20 protein-coding genes are annotated in these 22,387 nt (G+C 40.6%); 11 read left to right on the forward strand and 9 right to left on the reverse strand.

All coding sequences use genetic code 11. From position 1 onward, the window contains the following. Nucleotides 1–20: 20 nt before the first annotated feature. The 6 genes from QUD05_RS08695 to QUD05_RS08720 all read right to left on the reverse strand — a co-directional run bounded on the left by QUD05_RS08695 (nt 21) and on the right by QUD05_RS08720 (nt 6,161). Nucleotides 21–1,031 carry a catalase family protein gene (locus QUD05_RS08695; RefSeq protein ID WP_289795713.1) on the reverse strand — a complete coding sequence of 337 codons (1,011 nt, stop codon included), beginning with the start codon at nt 1,029–1,031 and terminating at the stop codon, nt 21–23. 38 nt (nt 1,032–1,069) lie between these two features. Continuing rightward, nucleotides 1,070–1,645 carry a 5-formyltetrahydrofolate cyclo-ligase gene (locus QUD05_RS08700; RefSeq protein ID WP_289795714.1) on the reverse strand — a complete coding sequence of 192 codons (576 nt, stop codon included), beginning with the start codon at nt 1,643–1,645 and terminating at the stop codon, nt 1,070–1,072. A gap of 73 nt (nt 1,646–1,718) precedes the next feature. Beyond that, complete coding sequence (locus tag QUD05_RS08705; RefSeq protein WP_289795715.1) at nt 1,719–2,663, reverse strand: GDP-L-fucose synthase family protein; 945 nt, start codon at nt 2,661–2,663, stop codon at nt 1,719–1,721. 22 nt (nt 2,664–2,685) lie between these two features. Continuing rightward, the gene (gene gmd / locus QUD05_RS08710) at nt 2,686–3,765 is read right to left on the reverse strand and encodes a GDP-mannose 4,6-dehydratase (protein ID WP_289795716.1); all 1,080 of its coding nucleotides are present in this window, start codon (nt 3,763–3,765) and stop codon (nt 2,686–2,688) included. 387 nt (nt 3,766–4,152) lie between these two features. After that, nucleotides 4,153–4,908 carry an undecaprenyl-phosphate galactose phosphotransferase family protein gene (locus QUD05_RS08715; protein WP_289799924.1) on the reverse strand — a complete coding sequence of 252 codons (756 nt, stop codon included), beginning with the start codon at nt 4,906–4,908 and terminating at the stop codon, nt 4,153–4,155. A gap of 98 nt (nt 4,909–5,006) precedes the next feature. After that, entirely contained in the window at nt 5,007–6,161 is a 1,155-nt protein-coding gene (locus tag QUD05_RS08720) for a glycosyltransferase (protein ID WP_289795717.1), read from the reverse strand. Between the two features lie 289 nt (nt 6,162–6,450). On the opposite strand from QUD05_RS08720, the gene QUD05_RS08725 reads away from it, so the two are divergent. From QUD05_RS08725 to QUD05_RS08765, 9 genes are all read left to right on the forward strand, one after another. Further along, the gene (locus QUD05_RS08725) at nt 6,451–7,389 is read left to right on the forward strand and encodes an NAD-dependent epimerase/dehydratase family protein (RefSeq protein WP_289795718.1); all 939 of its coding nucleotides are present in this window, start codon (nt 6,451–6,453) and stop codon (nt 7,387–7,389) included. Nucleotides 7,390–8,369: 980 nt separating this feature from the next. After that, nucleotides 8,370–8,498 carry a hypothetical protein gene (locus tag QUD05_RS08730; protein WP_289795719.1) on the forward strand — a complete coding sequence of 43 codons (129 nt, stop codon included), beginning with the start codon at nt 8,370–8,372 and terminating at the stop codon, nt 8,496–8,498. A 60-nt stretch (nt 8,499–8,558) separates the two neighbouring features. Next, the gene (locus tag QUD05_RS08735) at nt 8,559–9,995 is read left to right on the forward strand and encodes a sensor histidine kinase (RefSeq protein ID WP_289799925.1); all 1,437 of its coding nucleotides are present in this window, start codon (nt 8,559–8,561) and stop codon (nt 9,993–9,995) included. A 15-nt stretch (nt 9,996–10,010) separates the two neighbouring features. Continuing rightward, entirely contained in the window at nt 10,011–10,439 is a 429-nt protein-coding gene (locus tag QUD05_RS08740; RefSeq protein ID WP_289795720.1) for a response regulator, read from the forward strand. A 130-nt stretch (nt 10,440–10,569) separates the two neighbouring features. Then, on the forward strand, nt 10,570–11,910 hold the full coding sequence (locus tag QUD05_RS08745) for a transposase (protein ID WP_289794346.1): 1,341 nt from the start codon (nt 10,570–10,572) through the stop codon (nt 11,908–11,910). Nucleotides 11,911–11,967: 57 nt separating this feature from the next. Continuing rightward, nucleotides 11,968–13,005 (forward strand): sensor histidine kinase, encoded by a 1,038-nt coding sequence (locus tag QUD05_RS08750; RefSeq protein WP_289795721.1) that lies wholly within the window; start codon nt 11,968–11,970, stop codon nt 13,003–13,005. A 21-nt stretch (nt 13,006–13,026) separates the two neighbouring features. Next, nucleotides 13,027–13,842: a response regulator gene (locus QUD05_RS08755; RefSeq protein WP_289795722.1), complete on the forward strand. Its 816-nt coding sequence runs from the start codon at nt 13,027–13,029 to the stop codon at nt 13,840–13,842. Beyond that, entirely contained in the window at nt 13,730–15,496 is a 1,767-nt protein-coding gene (locus QUD05_RS08760; RefSeq protein WP_289795723.1) for a putative bifunctional diguanylate cyclase/phosphodiesterase, read from the forward strand. The genes QUD05_RS08755 and QUD05_RS08760 overlap by 113 nt, the downstream gene beginning before the upstream one ends. 145 nt (nt 15,497–15,641) lie before the next feature. Then, nucleotides 15,642–16,259: a class I SAM-dependent methyltransferase gene (locus QUD05_RS08765; RefSeq protein ID WP_289795724.1), complete on the forward strand. Its 618-nt coding sequence runs from the start codon at nt 15,642–15,644 to the stop codon at nt 16,257–16,259. 305 nt (nt 16,260–16,564) lie between these two features. Here the strand turns inward: QUD05_RS08765 and QUD05_RS08770 are convergent, their stop codons facing one another. Next, nucleotides 16,565–17,056 carry a GNAT family N-acetyltransferase gene (locus tag QUD05_RS08770; protein ID WP_289795725.1) on the reverse strand — a complete coding sequence of 164 codons (492 nt, stop codon included), beginning with the start codon at nt 17,054–17,056 and terminating at the stop codon, nt 16,565–16,567. 332 nt (nt 17,057–17,388) lie between these two features. Here QUD05_RS08770 and QUD05_RS08775 point away from each other — a divergent pair, with 332 nt between their 5' ends. Then, nucleotides 17,389–17,589 carry a hypothetical protein gene (locus QUD05_RS08775; RefSeq protein ID WP_289795726.1) on the forward strand — a complete coding sequence of 67 codons (201 nt, stop codon included), beginning with the start codon at nt 17,389–17,391 and terminating at the stop codon, nt 17,587–17,589. A 500-nt stretch (nt 17,590–18,089) separates the two neighbouring features. Then, a complete protein-coding gene (locus tag QUD05_RS08780) occupies nt 18,090–19,268 on the forward strand; it encodes a hybrid sensor histidine kinase/response regulator (protein ID WP_289795727.1) in 1,179 nt (392 codons plus the stop codon). Nucleotides 19,269–19,475: 207 nt separating this feature from the next. Here QUD05_RS08780 and QUD05_RS08785 read toward each other — a convergent pair whose 3' ends face one another. Beyond that, a complete protein-coding gene (locus QUD05_RS08785; RefSeq protein ID WP_289795728.1) occupies nt 19,476–20,195 on the reverse strand; it encodes a DUF4079 domain-containing protein in 720 nt (239 codons plus the stop codon). Nucleotides 20,196–20,513: 318 nt separating this feature from the next. Next, on the reverse strand, nt 20,514–22,133 hold the full coding sequence (locus QUD05_RS08790; RefSeq protein WP_289795729.1) for a glycosyltransferase family 39 protein: 1,620 nt from the start codon (nt 22,131–22,133) through the stop codon (nt 20,514–20,516). Between the last annotated feature and the right edge of the window lie 254 nt (nt 22,134–22,387).

The following is a 22,387-nucleotide window of genomic DNA, read 5'->3' on the forward strand; positions in this document are numbered from 1 at the left end:
TTTTAGCCAATTCACAGTAGTTAATCTTCAACCGCTATATAAGGTTGTGGTTCCCGCGATCGTTGGGCAATTTGTTCTCTTCGATACTTTGCAAGTTCGCTGTAAAGCCTCTTGCGAGAAAGATTTACACTTCCAACAGGCTCATGGTCTAGGAGTGTATGCCAAGGGGAAAACAATATACCCTCATCTAAGCGTTTGCGTTCTTCAAAGTCAAATTTCTGACTGGGAATGCGGACAGTTGCAACTTTAATAAATGGTGAATCTGCTTCTTGCCATTCCTGAACGTGGTCTTCAATCGGCGTTTTATCATCGTCTAAATAAAACTGAATTAAAAAGTCAAAAGACGCTTCTCGACCTTCTTCAGTCAAATATTTGACCAGCGTTTCTCGAAGGTAATTTTCTGATTCTGGAAGTGTTTCTGGTGCTTGTTCCGGTTGTTGAGATTTTACAGATAATTTTACAATGCGATCGCCAAATTTAAACGGAGCCATGCTCCAATATTGAATCAAAAGTGGATTTCCTATCTTTTTGCTACCAATTTTTTGCAAGATAGCAAAGGCATAACCAAGTTCTTCCAGCCGTTCTGGGGAAAGTTGTCCACTACCTGCTTGAGAAAGATCGGCGTAATCACGAACGTCTTTAGTCAAGAAAATAGGATAATTGTTAAGTATAAAATCTTGGGTTTTTTCTTCATCATCCAGGACTTTTTGCCCGTCCACATTCATCACCTTAATGGCAATACCGCGAACATCAGGCTGGCTATCGGAGTTGAATTTACCACGCTTTTGAGGCGAACCACCGCTAGATAAACGAATCCACGCAGGATAGGTTTGGGGCGTTTTGAATAAACCTACTCTCAGGTCTTCAGGAAGATTGGCTTCAATAATAAACTCTCCCCAAAGGAGTCCATGACTTTTGCTATGAATTTGACGGAGGTCTGGGCCGTTTTTTTGTTGAGCTTGGAGGCTCGTTGCGATAATCTCGTCAATTATTGTTTCCTGCTCAGTGGTAGATGACGTTGGATTAGTCATAAAACATTTTATGAGATGTCTTCATTATCCTGAATGCTTCAACCTTTTCGAGTCAATCCGGTTTCCGTACAAATAACTTGTAGTGGTTTATCCCAAGGTTCAATAGGTATTTGGGACAAATAGGCAAAATCAAAGACAATTCCGATAGTCGGCTTTGTCTGCCACTGCGGTAGACTGAACAAGCGATCGTAATATCCCCCACCATAGCCCAAACGGTATCCTTGATAGTCGCAAGCTACACTGGGGACAAGAATCAAATCTACTTCGCCAGCATCTAAGATGGGAGCGTCGGGATGTGGTTCAGCAATGCCATAAGCACCGTTTTGGACAGAATCATTCGGTGTCCAAATATGCCAACATAAGGATTTATCAACGCAGCGAGGAAATCCCCAACGGTATTTGGTGTTGGCAAATAAAGGACTGAGGTCAGGTTCTTGGCGAAAGCTGAAATAAGCGAGTATTGTTTTTGCTTGGGTAAACAAAGTAGAGTTTTGTAAATGAGAGCAAATGCGATCGCTTTTTTCTCTCCATTCTCCAACGGACATTGATTTACGTCTTTTAAGTAGAGTGCGGCGCAGTTCTACTTTATTTAGCTGATGATTAACTTTGTCCATATAAATAAAAATATTCAAAAAAATAAGCTGGGCATCGCCCAGCTTGTATCACTCTACATTCAGCAGTACATTGTTATGCAGCGTGTTGACGATACCACTCAATGGTATTCTTTAGCCCTTGCTCAAAGCTTACCTGAGCCGTGAAATTAAAGGCTTGCTTGGCCCGTTCAGTATCTAAACAGCGGCGGGGTTGACCATTAGGCTTATCAGTTTGCCACACAATTTCCCCCTTAAACTCCATCAATTCGCAGATTAGAGTTACTAAATCAAGAATGGAGATTTCATAACCGGTTCCCAAGTTAACTGGTTCCGATTCGTTATAGAATTGAGTCCCCATCACAATCCCCCGTGCTGCATCTTCTGAATACAGAAACTCACGGGTGGGACTGCCATCACCCCAAACTGCAAGTTGCTTTTCTGCATTAATTTGGGCTTCGTGAACTTTGCGAACTAATGCTGGAATGACGTGAGAACTTCCAGGGTCAAAGTTATCTTCTGGGCCATATAAATTTACTGGCAGTAGGTAAATACCATTAAAACCGTACTGCTGACGGTAAGATTGCAATTGAACTAAAAGTGCTTTTTTGGCAATTCCGTAAGGGGCGTTGGTTTCCTCTGGGTAGCCATTCCAAAGATCGTCTTCTTTGAATGGCACTGGAGTAAATTTGGGATATGCACAGATTGTGCCAACACAAACAAATTTTTCTACTCCAGCTTGGTAAGCAGCATGAATTAGCTGGGTTCCCATGATCAAGTTATCGTAGAATAACTCTGCTGGTTTTTCGCGGTTCAAACCGATGCCACCGACATGAGCTGCTAGATGTATGATTATGTCTTGCTGGTCAACTGCAAGTTGGCTATTTTCCCAGATACGCAAATCCTGATCGCGCGATCGCGGTATTGTAATTTTATCGCGATCGGCTCCTGCTTTACACAGTTGATCTATCACCTGACGGCCTAGAAACCCCGACCCACCAGTGACGAGAATGCGTTTATTTTTTAGTTCTAAGGCGGTCATATTTTATCCTCTGTGATGCGAATCAGAAGTGCAAAGCGCCCAGTGTTTGACGAATAGTCGCAATATCATCTGGAAATTGCGAACCTTTTCCATTGGGTGAAGTATGACCCAATGCTTGTAAGTCTGCTTCTACCATTAGGGAAACTAGTTCTTCAAAGGTTACTGATGGTGTCCAGCCCAAGTTCTGCCGTGCTTTGGTGGAATCGCCAATCAACAACTCTACCTCAGATGGACGGAGGTAACGCTCATCAAACTCTACATAATCTTGCCAATTAAGATTCACATAACTAAATGCTAGTTCCAAAAACTCCCGTACCGAGTGGGTTTCACCAGTAGAAATTACGTAATCGTCTGGCTGGTCTTTCTGCAACATCAACCACATTGCTTTAACGTAATCTTTCGCATAGCCCCAATCTCGCTTGGCATCTAGATTACCCATGTAAATCTTTTTCTGCTTATCAGCAACAATACTAGCCACGGCTCTAGTAATTTTGCGGGTTACAAAGGTTTCACCCCGCCGTGGTGACTCGTGATTAAAAAGTATACCGTTACAAGCAAATAAATTATAAGATTCACGATAATTTACAGTTTGCCAGTGAGCGTAAACTTTCGCACAGGCATAGGGACTGCGGGGATAAAAGGGCGTTGTCTCAGTTTGAGGTATTGCTTGTACTAAACCGTACATTTCTGAAGAACCCGCTTGGTAAAATCGCACCTGAATTCCGGTACGATGCTGGTAGTCTCGAATTGCTTCCAACAGACGCAATGTCCCCATTCCTACCGCATCTACTGTGTATTCTGGTGAATCAAAGCTTACTCTGACGTGGGATTGAGCGCCGAGGTTGTAAATTTCTACTGGCTTTACTTCTTCTAAAATACGCCGTAAGGTTGTACCATCTGTCAAGTCGCCGTAGTGAAGAAACAACCGTACTCCCTCTTTGTGGGGGTCTTCGTAAATGTGGTCGATACGGTCTGTGTTGAAGGTAGAAGTCCGGCGAATGATGCCATGAACTTCATAACCTTGTTCCAACAAAAACTCACTTAGATATGAACCATCTTGTCCAGTAATACCAGTAATCAACGCTCGCTTCTGTTGCGTCATACTCCAATTATCCCTTATTGTCTTTGATTAAAAATTTACAGCCAATCTGATACAACCTAGCAACTAATTGCTGAATTGCCTAATGGGAAACCTACGAGTTCTTGTGGTTATAAGACTTTTTCCGTAAATAAATATACTTAAAAAAAAGTAATCTAGCACGTAAGTTCAACATTTAGATAGCTCAAGATTATTTTTATGAAGACTTAATAAAATAGTCATTTCAAATTAGACTTCTGGCAAAAGTGCCAAATATCGACACTTACAGAAGTCTGAATATAAGTACAAAAGCACAAATTATAGAAACAAAAATGAGCAATCCTTTAGCTTGAGGGGAAATTTGTATTTAGGGGCATTAACTGCCCCACAGAATCCACCCTAAGTAGTTACTCAGTATGCGCCGTTATTTTTGGGTAAAATTACCACATCAACAGTTTTCAAGATGATCCATAAATCAAGCCAGAAATTTCTAAATTTGACATAATGCAGGTCTATTTGCACTCTCCGAGGATAGGGAATGTCATTACGCCCAGATACCTGCCACAAACCAGTAATTCCTGGACGGATTGTTAAAATCTCGTCAATGTGACAACCGTATTTTGGCAGTTCTTCTGCTACTAGGGGTCGGGGACCGACTACACTCATGTCCCCTTTTAAAACGTTCCAGAACTGGGGAAATTCGTCTAAGCTAGTAATTCGCAAAAATCGACCAATTTTGGTAATCCGGGGGTCTTGTTTCAGCTTAAAACTGCTCTCAAATTCTTGCCGCAATTCGGGTGATGTTTCCATCATTTGCATGAGGATTTCGTCCGCATTGCTTACCATTGTTCGGAATTTAATACAACTAAACGCTTTGTAATTTTTCCCTACCCGTTCCTGGACATAAAAAATTGGTCCTTCTGAGCTAAAGGCAATCAGCAAGGTCAAAATTAAGTAGACGGGGAAGAACAAAATTAATACCGACAGCGAAAACACTATATCGAACAGTCGTTTGGCTAACTCTCCGTTTAAACCCTGAAAAGATAAACCTTTGGGCTTAACTTTTGGCGTCTTTGTTTTTTGACCGCGTTTTAAGAAACGCGTAGACGCTCTAGTGTCTTGCCTTACGCCTCGCTTGCCGGAGAGGAGTGAGCTCTGGGCAGTCATCATACTCCTTAATAATCCACACCACACATAGTCCCAATATTAAAGCCAAAATGAGATGCTTCTGGTGGAAATTGCCAAAAGCCTAAAAAAATTAGACGTTAATCAAGACCATCATTGGAAAAATGGTTTTTTTCGTTGCACTTGTTTACAAAATCTAGATAACGATCTGCAAAGATTTGCGGTGAAAACTGCGCGGCGTGCGATCGCATATACTCGGAATTGAACGAACCCTCATACATTTCAAACTTTTCTACTGCCTCCACCAAAGCCGCCTCGGTTTGCGTATTGAAAAATATACCTGTCCCTGTATCCGCATCAGAGCGGATATCTCGCACTGTTTCTAAAGCACCCCCTGCACCATAAGCAATTACTGGCGTGCCGCAAGCTTGTGCTTCTACTAGGGCAATACCAAAATCTTCACAAGCTGCATACACAAACGCCTTAGCCTTAGACATATATTTTTTTACCACATTATCGGGTTGCCAACCGAGTATTTGGATATTTGAGTTTGCCATCTCGCGAATCTTGTTCATTTCATCTCCTGTACCAATGACTACTAATGGTCGTTTTAGTTGATTAAAAGCCTTGACAATCAACGATATTTGCTTGTAACTCACTAACCGGGAAACTGTCAGATAAAAGTCCTCTTTTTCAGACAGAAACGGAAATTCTGCAATATTCACTGGTGGGTAAATGACTGTTGCTTCTCGCCGATAGCAACGCCAAATCCGCCGAGCTGTATGCTGCGAGTTGGCAATGAAGTAATCAACACGATTGGCACTCAATACATCCCACTCGCGCAAGCGATGTAATAAATATCGCGTCACCCATCCAGGTAAACCATTACCCAGTTTGCTGTGGCGCAGATAATCAAAAGTCAAGTCCCAGGCATAGCGCATAGGGCTGTGACAGTAGCAAATATGCGTCTGTTCGGGAGTGGTAAGGATTCCTTTGGCAACAGCATGGGATGAAGACAGAATTACATCATAATGCCGCAAATCAAGTTGTTCAATTGCCAAGGGNNNCAAGGGCAAGTATTTTTGTATACCGTTGCGGGCATAGGGAAAGTTCTGAAGAAACGTCTTGCCAATTTGACGCTTGTATAAATAACTTTCTCTATTGCTGGATTCAAAATCTATGAGGGCATACAAATCAGCATCAATGTGATTCAAAATTTCTCGTACAACGAGTTCTGAACCACCTATGGCTTTGGGGGTTAGCCACTCATGAACCAGAGCATATTTCAAGGGCACAGCTAACTTGAATAAGTGGAAAATACAAAGGCTAACTTGATGACGTTAACTGAAAAGTTTCCCCTTGTGATTAATTAATGGGAAGCGCCCCAGATNNNCACATAAGACGGAATCTTTCCCTCAGAGGTTCCAGATGGATGCAGCAACCTGATAATCTCAGATTGGGATTAGGGATNTGGGGATTGGGCATGAGGTATGTATGAGGCATTGGGTATGGGTTATTCTCCTTGTCTCCCTAGTCCCTAGTCCCCAATTCCTTGATGAAAACTGATATAGAAAGGGTGAATTTATGCGAATTCTGATTATGGGTGGTACTCGATTCATTGGTGTCTATTTGACTCAACTACTAGTGGAAAAAGGACACGAGGTAGTGCTGTTCAATCGTGGGAATCGGCCAGCACCTTCTTTAGAGGGAGTAGGACAAATTATAGGCGATCGCACAGATGCTACTCAATTAAAAGCAAAGTTATCACAAGAAAACTTTGATGTCATTTTTGACAATAACGGACGCGAACTTACTGATACTCAACCACTAGCAGAAATTTTTCAAGACCGAGTGCAACATTTTGTGTATATGAGTTCTGCGGGGGTTTATCTCAAATCTGACCAACTGCCCCACATAGAAGGTGATGCTGTAGATCCAAAAAGTCGCCATAAGGGTAAACATGAAACTGAAGCTTATTTGACTCAATTGGGATTGCCCTTTACTTCTATTCGTCCTACTTATATTTACGGGCCTCGTAATTATAATGAGTTGGAAGGCTGGTTTTTTGACAGAATTGTACGCGATCGCCCCATTCCTATCCCTGGAAATGGCTTGCATATCACGCAGCTAGGTCATGTAAAAGACTTGGCACAAGCAATGACTAAGGTTTTGGGCAATAAACAAGCCGTAGGGCAGATTTATAATATCTCTGGCGATCGCTTTGTCACTTTTGATGGTTTAGCCCGTGCTAGTGCTGTCGCGGCTGGCAAATCACCCGATGCTGTCAAAATCGTCCACTACGACCCGAAAAAGTTTGATTTCGGCAAACGCAAAGCTTTTCCTATGCGGGTGCAGCATTTCTTTGCTTCGGTGAATAAAGCGCAGACAGAATTAAACTGGCATCCTGAATATGATTTAATTTCTGGTTTACAAGACTCTCTGGAAAATGACTATTTGGCTAATGCAAAAGACAAAGCTGATGTTGATTTTTCTGTAGATGAGGAGATTTTACAAGCGTTGTGAGTAGCCAAGGGAATAGAATTCGCGGCTACACAGGCAAAGTCCGCCTCCGCGGACTAAGGTCAAATTAAGGGTTTGAAACCCACGGAGGCGGTCACTGAGCGGCTGGTGAGCGCAGTCGAACCATGTCGTACCCCTCCGGGGAAGCAAGCTACGCGCAGCGTCTCGTAGAGAAGTGTGGGTTTTGTATTTCGACTTCGGCTCCATCGAGCGAAGTCGAGATGCTCAACACAAGCTCATGTAGACGAGGTTTCTAACCGCTCGTTTCGCTTCAGTTGACTGATGCGATCGCATTTTCATAACTCATCAGGGTTAACACCTAACTCTCGCAGTTGTGCATGATCAGAGTTTTGTTTTGGTCGCTTGGGCATGGCGGTAAACCAAACTTTTCATTACCTCGTTTAATAATTGAATTTACCTAAGAATTCAGTCCACTTTTGACAAAGTTATTCTCTCGTTACAATACTGTTTCATATCCTATTTTAATTTGTGAAAAACCTTAAAGATAATGATAATCAAGCAGATCCTCTCGAAACTCGTTCCCAGCCTCCAGGCTGGGAACGAGGATACAATAAGTCTTTGGGCTTTTCTTAGTGCCATTCGGCTCAATCCCTTAACGATGCAAAATTTTTCAGGTTACTGGCAGTACTTGATGTTTCTATCTAGTCTACGTATTAATTGATCAGGTTAATGTCAAGCTAATACAAGCAAAGGTTTGTAAGTGCAATTACTGATGTGATATAGCATGTTAACGTAATTTATGCAAGTGAAAATAGCTGCGGAAATATACTGAATTATTTAACAAAATTTCTTATTTGCCTTGTCATGTCTCAGAAAATATACGGTCACAATCATTAACTTATTATAGATATCCTTTATTAGAGCTAATTGCCTCTCAAAGTTAAGAAACTTGGTATCAGTTACTAAAACTATGACGAGTAGTGAGACTGCCAGTCACCCTTATTTTTCAGAGATGGGAACGCGTGACAATCCTAACGGCACTAACGCAGCGATCGCGGGTGGAGCGTCTCATGAGCGCAGCCTCTCGTAAAAAGCTGGCTCACCGTTTTTACCACTTTAGTCAGCAGCTACTTTTTCAACTAGGAAGGTAAAAAATGGAATGGGCTATTTACAAAAAGAATACAGGCAGTTTTGTAATAGCAGTCGCAATTATGACTAGTGTTGGTATAATCTCATATCTTAGTTTGCTTCAGTATAGAGAAAACGCTCAAAGGGTAACACATACACGCGAAGTGCTTGAAAAAACAAAAGAAGTAATGTCACAGATCAAAGATGCAGAGACTGGACAACGAGGCTATCTTCTCACGGGCAAAGAACGGTATCTGGAACCGTATCGCACTGCAACTGGACAGATTGCTCAGAAACTTCAGGCTCTGCGCCAATTGACTGCGGATAATCCGAATCAACAGCGGCAGCTCGATCGCCTTGAACCCCTGATAAGCAAAAAACTGGTTTTGATTGAACAGACGATTAACGCTAGGAGCAAAAATTTAGAGTCAGCGCTGCAAATAATTCAGACAGATCGGGGTCAGCAGATTATGGAAGACATCCGAATGCTGACCAGAGATATGGAAAATGAAGAGAAAGAGTTGTTGAAACAGCGGTCAATGGAGGCGAACGCCAGCGCTCATCAAACAACTTTGCTAACTATTTTTGGCAGCATTATCGCTTCTGCGATCATCGGTTTAGCAGCCACGATTACCAATCAGGAACTCGTCAAACGCAAACTGATGGAAAATTATTTGCAAAATGCTCGTGATGAATTAGAAATAGAGATTAGCAAACGGACTGCTGAACTAAGAAACACTAACGAAGAATTACAAACTGAAATTAATGAGCGCAAAAAGGCGGAGTCAGAGATTCTGCGTCTGAACGTCCAGCTTGAGCAGCGAGTTGCAGAACGCACAGCACAACTCGAAGCCACTAACAAAGAGATGGAAGCATTTAGTTATTCTGTGTCTCACGACCTGCGCGCCCCCTTGCGGAGCATCGACGGCTTTAGCCAAGCACTTCTAGAAGATTATGCTGACAAGCTGGACGCATTAGGTCAAAACTACCTCCAGCGAGTGCGTGCAGCCACCCAGAGAATGGCACAACTCATTGATGATTTACTAAATCTGTCACGATTGACGCGTAGTGAGATGCGTTACGAAAAGGTCGATCTCAGCGCACTGGTGGAGGCGATCGCTACAGAGTTGCACAAAACCCAACCAGAACGCCAAGTAGAGTTTGTCATTGCGCCGGGATTGGTTGCTAATGGTGATGCTCATCTGTTGCGGATCGTGCTAGAAAACCTGCTAGGTAATGCCTGGAAGTTTACAGGAAAACATCAAAAAGCACGGATAGAATTTGGGCTTTTGCTGCAAGATAACACCGATGTATATTTTGTCCGTGATGATGGCACAGGCTTCGATATGGCCTATGTCGAGAAACTCTTCGGTGCTTTTCAGCGCCTACACGCCATGACTGAGTTTGAAGGTACTGGTATCGGACTAGCTACTGTGCAGCGCATTATTCACCGTCATGGCGGCCGTGTCTGGGCTGAAAGCGCAGTGGAGCAAGGCGCAACATTTTACTTCACCCTTTAACTAGAGGAATAAAACATGATTTTACTTGTAGAAGACAATCCTGATGATGAAGCGCTAACCCTACGCGCACTTAAGAAAAACAATATTTTGAACGAGGTGGTGGTGGCACGCGATGGGGTAGAAGCCCTAGATTATCTCTTTGGTAAAGGTGTCTACGCCGATCGCGACATGAACATTATGCCAAATCTCATCCTTCTAGATTTGAAGTTGCCTAAAATGGATGGTCTGGAAGTTTTGCGACAGCTGCGGGCCGATGACAGGACAAAAATCCTTCCCGTCGTCATTCTCACCTCCTCCAAAGAGGAGCAAGACTTAATCAATGGTTACAGCTTGGGAGCCAACAGCTATGTTCGGAAACCAGTAGACTTTTCCCAATTCAGTGAAGCAGTGCGACAACTAGGATTGTACTGGTTTGTCTTAAACGAATCACCACCAAGGATATAGCTTCTAGCAATCCTCCAAAATCAGGTTATAGATGCCAATACCTTAGCCAAAATAAGAGGATGAGGAGAGAGGGCCGATGTAGTAGAGTTATTGTCTCTCACAACGACAACTCAAAAACTACAATCAGCCCATGTCCGATATCTTATCACTGCTACAATGCTTGCTACCGCAGATAAACGCTACGACGATGCGGCAATTGAACCAGATAATCCTGGCTATGTTAGCGATGAGCGGACGAGTCACGATGTTGGGAATTTCCCGTTGGGCAGGCATTGGTGGTAGTTATCGGACGATGTTGCGGTTTTTTCATACAGTAATACCTTGGGCTACATTGTTTTGGCTATTTTTCCGCAAGCATTTGTTCCGTGCGAATGAGGTATATTTGCTTGCAGGAGATGAAGTTGTAGTCAGTAAATCGGGTAAAAAGACTTATGGATTAGATAGATTCTTTTCTAGCCTAGCCAATAAACCGATATCAGGATTATCTTTCTTTGTATTATCATTAGTGAGTGTTGAACAGAGGCACTCGTTTCCGATTCAGATAGAACAGGTAATAAAGAAAGATACTCAAACAAAAAGTACCTCGACAATCGAAAAACCAAACAAAAAAGAAAAGCGTGGGCGTGGACGACCAAAAGGAAGTAAAAACAAAAATAAAAAGGAAGTGATATTAACATCTGAATTAATACTAATTCAGAAAATGATTGGTTCACTATTCAAGTTATTAGCTAACTCTATTTCCCTCACCTACTTGGTAGTAGATGGTCATTTTGGTAACAACAATGCTTTGCAGATGGCACGTCTTGTCAACTTGCAGATAATTTCCAAATTGCGCCATGATTCAGCATTATACTTCCCTTATGAAAATCCTGACTCCAGTAAGCGCTCTCGTCGTAAATACGGTGATAAGCTAGACTATCGTAATATACCTGACAAATACTTATGTAAAAGTGCTATTGAGGATGATATTCAAACTGATATTTATCAAGCCACTCTTATTCACAAAGAATTTGCCCAAGCTCTCAATGTAGTGATTTTGGTCAAAACCAATCTTAAAACTAATGCTTGCAGCCATGTAATTATTTTTTCTAGCGACCTAACTCTGTCATTTGAAAAAATTATCGACTATTACAAACTCCGTTTCCAAATCGAGTTTAATTTTAGGGATGCCAAGCAGTTTTGGGGATTGGAAGATTTTATGAACCTGAGCCAAACTGCCGTGACTAATGCTTCTAATTTAGCATTTTTTATGGTCAATTTATCCCACCATCTTCTCGCTGATTTCCAGCAACTCAATCCCGGTTCTGGCATTATTGACCTTAAGGCTTACCATCGTGGTTTTCGATATGTTCGTGAAATGTTAAAAATGCTTCCCGAAATCCCTGAGCCTATTTTATTAACCCAGATTTTTGCCAAGCTTACTTCTTTAGGACGTATTCATCCCGTTTCCACTGGCGTTGAACCCTCGTAAATTGGCAGAGGTATTGAGATGCAAGGCTGACTTTCTTAATTACGAATTACGAATTACATGGGTATACCACTGCGCGTATTAATTGTTGAAGATTCAGAAGACGACGCTTTGTTGCTGCTGCGTGAACTGCAACGTGGTGGCTACGAAGTAACCTTTGAACGGATTGATACACCCACAGCCATGAAAGCTGCGATCGCAGGGCAAACATGGGATATCGTGATCTGTGATTATTCTATGCCCACCTTTAGCGCCCCAGATGCATTGAAGCAGGTTAAGGAAAGTGGACTTGACTTACCATTCATTATCGTCTCAGGAACTATTGGCGAAGATACCGCAGTCGCCGCCATGAAAGCTGGTGCCCATGACTACATTATCAAAGGCAATCTAGCACGACTTACCCCTGCTGTTGCCCGCGAGTTGCGTGAGGCACTAGTGAGGCGAGAACGTAAACAAGCAGAAGAGCAGATTAAAGCATCGCTTCAAGAAAAAGAGGTGCTATTGAAAGAAATTCATCACCGGGTAAAAAATAATTTGCAGATTATTTCTAGTCTGCTTAACCTGCAAGCAGAGTATCTCAAGGACAATCAAGCCCTTGAGGTATTCAAAGATAGCCAGAACCGGATTGAATCAATGGCTCTGATCCACGAGAAACTATATCAATCTCAAGATTTGGCAAGGATTAATTTTGCCGACTATATTCAAGATTTAGTAACTAATTTATTTTATTCATACAACGTTAATTCCAGCAATATTACCTTGAAAATGAACGTTGAGGAGGTTTTTTTAGCCATTAATGCAGCTATTCCTTGTGGTTTGATTATCAATGAACTGATTTCAAATTCCCTAAAATATGCCTTTCCCCAAAGAGAACCAGGAGAAATTGGTATTGAATTTTGCTCTACAGAAGGAAATTTATTTACACTTACTATCAGTGATAATGGTGTCGGTTTTGCCCAAGATTTTGACTTTGAAGCTACAGAATCATTAGGTTTACGATTAGTCAAAGGTCTAATACATCAGCTACAAGGCAATATCGATTTTATCAGCGACAAGGGAGTAGAGTATAAAATTATATTTCCGAATAAAATTTTCTAATTTTAGAAGTTAAATAAAATTATGAACCCAGTAAATATATTAATTGTTGAAGATGAAATTATCGTGGCAATGGATATACAAAATCGGCTCAGAAAATTTGGATACAGTGTTATGGCGCTTGCCGATTCGGGAGAAGAAGCAATTAAGAAAGCAGCAGATGATTCTCTTGATTTAGTTCTAATGGATATTCACCTTAAAGGAAACATGGACGGTGTGGAGGCTGCTCAGATAATTCATAATCTTTTTGATATTCCAGTTATATATCTGACTGCTAATGCAGATGAATCAACGTTAAATCAGGCCAAGGCGACAGAACCGTTTGGCTACATTCTCAAGCCTTTCAAAGAAAAAGAATTAAAGTTCACAATTGAAATTACCCTTTCTAAACATCAAACTGAAAAAAAAATCAAACAGAATGAACAATGGCTAACTACTGTACTTAAAAGTATTGGAGATGCTGTGATTACTAGCGACGAAGCTGGAACTGTGAATTTCATGAATCCAATTGCGGAGGTACTGACGGGTTGGAATTATGCAGATGCATTTGGTAAAAAAGCAACAGAAGTATTTAATATTACTCAGAAAGCAACTCGTATAATAATTGAAAATCCTGTAGAGCAAGTCCTTCAGTCGGGCGTTAATGTCGGTCTACCAGAACAGACGATACTTATTACTAAAAACGGTACAGAAATACCAATTGATGATAGTACTGCACCGATTAAAGATGACAACGGTAACATCACTAGGTGCAGTTTTGGTCTTTCAGGATATCACCGAACGCAACCAAATTCTGGAGGCACTAGCGCGTCGCCAGCAAGAATTCAAAGCACTAGTTGAAAATGCACCTGATATTATTTCTAGATTTAACACTCAATTGCGCTATGTTTACGTTAATCCAGCTATTGAAAAAGTTACAGGAATATCAGCCGAAACATTTATCGGCAAAACAAACGCAGAATTAAATCTGCCAGAAGAATTTTGTTGTATATGCGATCGCCAGCTCCAGCAAGTTTTCCAAACAAAGGAAGAAACGGAGTTTGAATGCAATTTAGCGATCGCCCAGCAAACAAGACATTACCATACCCGCCTTGTCCCTGAATTGGCTAGCGATGGTTCAGTATATTTTGTTTTAAGTATTTCTCATGACATTACTGCTCTCAAACTTGCGGAGGCGCAATTAATTCATGATGCCTTTCACGACATACTAACCGGTCTGCCAAACCGCGCCTTATTTATGGAACGCCTAGAACGGGCGCTCATGCTGACAAAGCGACGTGCAGATTATAGATTCGCTGTTCTCTTTCTAGACCTAGATCGCTTCAAAGTTATCAACGACAGTCTCGGCCACATGATTGGCGACCAACTACTAACTGCCCTTGCTCGCAGATTGGAGAATTGCCTGCGTTCTGGAGACACAGTTGCGCGTTTAGGGGGGGATGAGTTTACAATTCTGCTTGACGATCTCCAAAATGCTAATGAAGTAACAAACATAGTGGAAGGAATTCATGCAGCTCTGACATCTGCGTTCCAACTCAGCGGGTACGAGGTATTTACCACTGTCAGCATTGGCATCGCCCTGAGTCAAAGTAGTTATAACCATCCAGAAGAACTTTTGCGCGATGCTGACATTGCAATGTATCGCGCTAAAGCATTGGGTAAGGCACGCCATGAGATATTTGACTCAACCATGTACACCCAAGTAACGCAGCTATTAGAGTTAGAGATGGATCTACGACGGGCAGTTGAACGCCAGGAGTTTCAAGTTTACTACCAGCCAATTGTTTTATTAGAAACGTACCAAATTATTGGCTTCGAGGCTCTGGTTCGCTGGCAGCACCCGCAACACGGATTAATATCTCCAGACAGCTTTATTCCCCTGGCAGAAGAAACTGGGCTGATTATCCCTATTGGTTATTGGGTACTAGGCGAGGCTTGTCGGCAAATGCGTGCTTGGCAACTACAATTTTCTACTGACCCACCCTTGACAATTAGTGTAAATCTTTCCACTAAGCAGTTTTCACAACCTGGACTGATTGAGCAAATTAACCAAATTATGCAAGAGACTGGTTTGGAAAGTGGCAGTTTAAAGCTGGAGATTACCGAAAGTGTACTTATGGAAAATATTCAATTAGCAACTTTTATGCTTTTGCAACTGCGACAGATGAATATGCAAGTACACTTAGATGATTTTGGCATCGGCTATTCATCCTTGAGTTACCTGCACCGCTTTTCCAGTAATGCCTTGAAGATCGATCGTTCCTTTATTGCTAAGATTGGTGCTAATGGAGAAAACTTAGAGATTGTTCAAGCGATCGTGGCTCTAGCACAGAGTCTAAATATAGATGTAATAGCAGAGGGCGTAGAAACACTAAAGCAACTGGCGCAACTTAGAGTTATGAAATGCAAATATGCACAGGGGTATTTTTTCTCCAAACCCCTCGATCGCAAGTCTGTAGAAACATTAATTTTATCTGGCATTGAACCTAGTTAGCTTAGTGTAACTAACCCAACAAGAGCCAGATATTACAACCAATTCAGAACCGCTATAGTTAATTTGTGTTGTTAAGCAAATTCTTGGAGGCGCAGCTAAACTTACCCTCAAAAAGTATCAAGCTTTAAGAAAGCTGCGAAAACTAATGACTGATAACTTTTTCAATAACAAAAAGCTACTTTTTGATCTATGGGCATCAAGTTACGATTGGTTCTTTCCTTCAGTGTTTTATCGAGCCGTTCACCAACGGTTGCTGGAGTACGTCGATTTACCAGAGCCAGCAAATGTACTTGATATAGGCTGTGGTACTGGACGCTTACTTGAGCGCCTTGCTACTCAGTTTCCCGATTTGCGAGCTACCGGATTGGATTTATCTGCTAATATGTTGCGGGTAGCAAGACAGAGCAACCACCACCGTCCACGCTTAATTTATATTGAGGGCAAAGCTGAATCTCTTCCCTTTGCTGATGGTCAATTTGATGCCGTTTTCAGTACTATCAGCTTCTTGCACTATTTGGAACCTAAACAGGTGGTTAGTGAGATAGCACGCGTACTTTCTCCTGGTGGACGCTTTTATTTGGTTGACATTAGTTCCAAAAAAGAGACAGAACCTCAATTATTGCCTATCTCTCCCCGTGGAATTAGACTCTACAGCCCTAATCAACGTCAACTTCTTGGCTCCTCTGCTGGGCTATTGTGTTTAAATCATCATTATTTACTAGGGCCTGTCTTACTAACGATTTTTGCTAAACCTCCAAGTTGAAATAGGGAAGAGTAAAAGATTGGAAACAGTTTGTATCCACCCCTGTTCAGCATATCTTAATTACGAATTACGTTAGCATAGCGGTAGCAAGTATTCGTACTCTTACAGAGAAGCAAGCTACGCTTTTAGCGTCTCGTAGAGAGCGTCATTACGAATTACGAACTTGTACTGAGTTTCGACTGCGCTCAACTACCGCGTAGCCGTTGGCGTGGTAACAGAGCGTAGTCGTTCGCGGAGCGTCTCGTAGAGAAGTGCAGCCTCTCGTAGAGAAGTATTACAAACTTGTACTGAGCGTAGCCGAAGTATTACGAATTATTTCGATATTCCATAAACACCACAGGAACTTTGACCAGCTTTTTAGCTAACTGCGAGAATCTAAATTTCTCCTTGAGTGTAGATAAGCCTATGGTCTTGGGAAATTGTGGCAAGTCTTCAAAAGATATTGGTACAAAGTCAAAGCGACTGTAAAACTGCACCAGTCGTTGACCTAAGCATTCCAGATAAAGTGGTTGCGTTGCTGTATTAATCAAATGTTGCGTTAGCAAACTACCCAAACCGCGACCTCTCCAAGCTGATGCAACGACCAAGCTACCAAGTTCTTGTGCCCCTGAGAAATTACGCAGCTGTCCACAAGCTATAAGATTCTCATTGTATTCAATTACCCAAAATTGCTGCCAATTTAATTGGGTTGGGTCGAGTTTCGCTGAAAATACCAGCAATCGAATCGACCACTGATCCGCAGAGGTTGCTTCGCGAAGGACACATCCAGATGGTAACGATAGATTGCTCTGGTTCATTAATTAAATTTTGATAGTTTATATCACAATCATCACACCATGCTATTCATTCAGATACGTTTAGATGATTTTGTATTTTTTGTCAACTATCAATAAAGCAATTTTAAAAGCATCTTGGATATAAAACCCATTCCAAGTTCTCTCTTAATGACAGCAACCGTTCTAAAGTTAACAAATTCTATATTTGTGGATTTTCATCAGCATACATGAATAGTACTAAACAATACTTACGATAGAGGGACGAATCACCCATAACTATATTCTGGATAGATACACTCACACCCCTAATTTTTTTAAGATAATCCCAAGAATAAATGATTAGGAATGCAGTCATGGCTGAACAACAAAAAGAAAAATCTAATAATCAAGAAGCTACACCTAACGCTTCTGGTGGCTACCAAACCCCTATTGAAGAAGGTATCCGCAAAACTGGCGATGCCGAAAAGAGTGATGCTAAAACAACTGCTACTCCAGAAGCACCAGGAGAAGATTCTGTAGCTGGTAGCCCCAATCAAGGAACTGAGTCACGTTAATTGATTTGAACCTTCCCAAGTTTTAATCATCTTGTCAGGTCTTTTGTAATCACCCTAATAAAGTAAGTATTGAGTGGATATGTAGTGTAACAGCTACAATTATTCACTTATTTTTTTGTGTCATGAGCTACATTGTCTCTACGTGCGTGCGTTAGACAGGAATTTGTGCTAGTTGACTGTAATATAACACTGAGTCTAGCTCTAGGTAATTTACATATAGCGATCGCTCAGGATAATGGTCTCAATATCTTGAGCGAATTTTTGAGGTTTTCCGCCGTCTTCATACTCGTCGAGAATAGTATGGTGGTCGCATCTAGGCTGAGTCAGAACTGGGCCAGGCGTAGGAACAGTATTTTATTTTACTCTCAACGCAAATTAAGGTATCTTTAAATATATATCTAATAACTGCCTAGTAACCCTCTAATAAACGCATGATTTCTATCCCTATCCAAAAATAGGAAATCAGGTGATTATCTAACAAATTGATGTAGCCCTGTACTATGGAAAAGCTCACAATTCACATTCTATTAGTAGAAGATAGTGCAAGTGATGCTCATTTGCTACACCGGATATTTAGAAATGCAGATCAAGAACAATGGCAGATGTTACATGTTGAACGGTTATCTGAGGCAATAGAGGCTAGCAGGGAAAACTCTGCGTCCACCCTTGATAATTCTCAGATAGGGAATAGAAAGCAACGGAGATTCGACCTAGTTTTGTTAGACCTCAGCCTTCCAGACTCTATTGGGCTGGACACATTAAAAGAATTTAGGGCAGCAGTACCTGATATCCCAGTTGTGGTATTAACAGGTATTGATGATGAAGATTTAGCACTGCAAGCATTAGCAGAAGGAGCGCAAGACTATTTAGTTAAAGATAAAATAAATATACAACGGTTAGTGCGTGCCATTCGCTATGCCATTGAAAGAAGCGAAATTCTCAACCAACTACGCGAGAGTGAAGAACGCACCCGTCAAGCGCTGGCAAAAGAACAGGAACTCAACGAGTTAAAGTCAAACTTTGTAGCAATGGTTTCTCACGAGTTCCGCACCCCTATGACTACGATTCGGACGGCTGTAGATATCCTTGAATACAACAGCAATAAACTAACTGATGCCCGGAGAACTAAATATTTCGATCGAATACAAAATGCTATCAACCAGATGCTTAATCTCTTAGATGAGATATTATTCTTGAGTAAAACGGAAGCAGCTAAACTCGAATACAGACCTACACTTTTAAATTTAGAAAATTTCTGTAGCGAACTCACAGATATTCTTCAACTAAACGCAGGTAGTAAGCACAAGATTATCTTTACTTGTCAAGGTGAATCGACCCAAGCCCAAATAGATGAAGACTTACTAAATTGTATCTTAACCAATTTGATTTCCAATGCCATCAAATATTCCCCTGAAAATGACACTATTTGGTTTGATTTGATTTGCAAAGATCGTCTTGCCATTTTCCAAATCAAAGATCGGGGAATGGGGATTCCTCTCAAAGATCAAACTCATCTATTTCAAACCTTCTATCGCGCCAGCAATGTGGGTGTAATTCAAGGAACAGGACTAGGACTCACTATAGTTAAAAAATGTGTGGAGTTACATGGTGGTCACATTCAATTAGAAAGTGAGCAGGGTGTTGGCACAACAGTAATTGTTACTCTGCCACTACAATAGACCTCTTACACAAATACAAAATTTGCCCTCAACCCCCAACCCCTTCTCCCAAGAATGGGAGAAGGGGAGCCAATTTAAAGTCCCTCTCCCAAGCTTGGGAGAGAGATTTAGGGTGAGGGCTTTTGATTCATGCAAGAAGTCTAATGAGTAGGCAAGTAAATTATAATAGTTAGGGATTGGGCATTGATATGGGTTATTCTCCCTTGCTTATTTTGGTGCTTGGGAATTTGGTGTTGGGCAAGTTTTATTAGCAAAATCACACTGATAAATATAGGGTTCTTGCCAACTCAGGGGGATTTCTAACAAGTCTCGCGTTCCTGTCATACCTTGTCCAATAAATAGCAACAAAGCAATGCAATTTAAAATCGTATGGACGAGACGCCAGCGATTGGACTTATCTTGATAAATATCTTGAACAATTGCTAGTGAAAAAATCATTAGCAGTGCTGCGGTAATGCCTATATAATAATGTGACCAATACCACTCATTGGTGCGGCGATAGACTCCATCTTGACAGCCTAGAATTACTAAACCTGCACCAGTTAAAGTTGCAAAAACTGCCCGCCACACCCGCTGTTTTGCCCGATAAAGAAATACTAATGAGGCGATGGTGGCAGCAAATATTAGCAGGATAAAAATAACTTGAAAAGGTGTTTGATTCCATAATTGATTTTTGATAATATTTTTGCCAATAGGGTAGCTTAATCCGATTAAAGTTAATCCCACAACTGCACTTGTGAGTCTTTCACCTAACTGCTTATGTTCTGCGCCCACCACTGGAGGAATTTTACTCTTACTCCCCGCTAAACTTTGCAATCTACGTTGGCGTGTTTGCCAAGCAAAATTAACTACTGTACCGATGAGTGGAAACACGAATATAATTGCGATCGCTGGATGTAAAAGACCAAGAAAATCTGTTATTTGCATAGAACACCTTTCAATGAATCATTGAATTCATCACAAAGGATAATTTAAAGTATCGTACCATTACTTAAATTAATTTCAGATGAGAATTTGTTTAATATTTGTTTTTGTTGTTTTTAGCTAATTTTAATTAAGAAACTATTTAAATATCTTATAAAAGATGATGAATTTAGCAAATATTTCCATATATCAAAAAATATATGGAAATATTTTTTAATATAAACTTATGCAAATAATAGTTGAAAAAATTAGGTTTCTTCTCTACTTGGCGCGAATTCATTTATTATATGAATTGCCCATAACTACAGCGTCTAGTTTGGGTTAAGTCCTAATTTTTTCAAAAAATACGTCGCTACGTGGATTTTCTATTTTCCAGAGCAAGTAATTCTTGTCACCATATACAACAAACGTTTTATAATTATAATTTGTTTCTATTTGCTTACGCCAGGTATCTGAAGGATTTAGTAAAAAAATATCAGTGAACTCATCAGGAATATTGGGAATAGAACGGTCTTTTACTAATTGGAACTGCACTTTTGGCTGTAAAAGATAGCTCAGAGAAAAGACATTACCATAATTAATACCAGAATCATTACTAATCAAAAGTGGATGATTAGCCTGATTAATAATTCTTGCAACTTGTGGATTACCAGAGCTAATAACCTTACTCCACCAAGTTTCAGCCTGAGAACTCACTCCATAAGAAACTAGTCCACAAATAATCACTAGTCCCATGATTATTTGCCAGATTTTCCGGCGTGCAAAACTCTTATTGTTTAGCTGCGTAGCTAATAAGTAAGTAACAGCTATTTGAATTCCTAAATAAGAAATCAATAAATAACGTTCGGCAAGTGAGCGTATACCCCCAAAAAGTAAGTCTGGTAGCATTAAAGGTAATGCAGGAATCATAATCAGCGTGACGATAAACAACCAGATTTTATAGTTCGTTTTTCGACAAATAAAATAAATAGAATATCCAAAAAGAACTAAAAAAAATGGTGTAATTAGATAATTCAACGGATTTTCAAAGCCTAAGTCTAAATCAAGAAAAATCCGATTTAACTGTAAAAGCCAAGATTTAATTAAAGCATCTAAGGGTACATGTCTTTTTGTCCAAGCTGTTGAACTTTTTAATTGCAACAAGTTAACTATCACAACCAGTATCCAAGGTGTAAAGGCTAACAAACCTGCTAAAGATGCTAATATATAAGCTTTTACTGTTCTCGTAAACCTAAATTTCGCAGTGGCAATTACATAAATCACATGAGCGACTACAACAAATCCACTGAACAAAAATGTATATAGACTAAGCGCCAAAGTGACTGCATACATTCCCCAATTTAATATGCGTAGTACTCGATCTTTTGATTCCAAACGTAATGCTCGTAGCAATGAAGCGCTGCATAGTAATACAGTCACTATCCAGAGAATGTATTCTCGTGCTTCTTGGGCGTATACTAAGTGAATAGGGGAGATTGCCATGAGTGCGATCGCAACCTCCGATACCCATACCGATGCTTTAAATAATTCTCGACACAGCCAATAAATACTCGGAAAAATCAACAAGCTGATAAAGGCAGATAAACTTCTAATTACTGTCACCGAATTGCCAAAGATTCCCACCCAAAACCGAGCGAGTATATAATACAGTGGTGGATGCTGTGGGTCGTCTACTTCTAAAGATATAATGGTGTCACGTAAGCCTTTCTCCATATTGGGACTTTGGAATTTGGCAAAACTTTCCTTATTAATTATGCGACCATTAAATATTTGCTGCTTGACTTCATTTGCCGTATAACCAGAAATCCGTAATGAAGTGAAAGTCTCATCGTGCCAGTAAACTTTGCGATCGAGGTTAAAAAAACGAAAAAATATACCCACCATTAACAAAACTACAATGAGAAACCGCAACCTATTTGGAGCAAGTTGGAGATGCCGCATAACTAAATTTCACAATAACTTGTACAACAATTATCTACTTTAACGAAACAACTTTATGACTCTCAAAACTAGTTATTAAAAATGTCTAACCAAACAGTGGTGGGTTGTAATTGTAGAGAGTAAATTAGTTAAGTAGCGGAGGTAATAATTAGACTCAGTAGTTTTTTGTGCAAGATAAAAATTGTATATTTAGCTACAAAATTACTTGTTTAGTGAAGTGAGAAAAGTGGATTTATGTACTTAAAGCAGACTGA

Origin of the sequence: Nostoc sp. GT001 (assembly GCF_030382115.1) — a bacterium.
In the GTDB taxonomy this organism is placed as follows: Bacteria; Cyanobacteriota; Cyanobacteriia; order Cyanobacteriales; family Nostocaceae; genus Nostoc.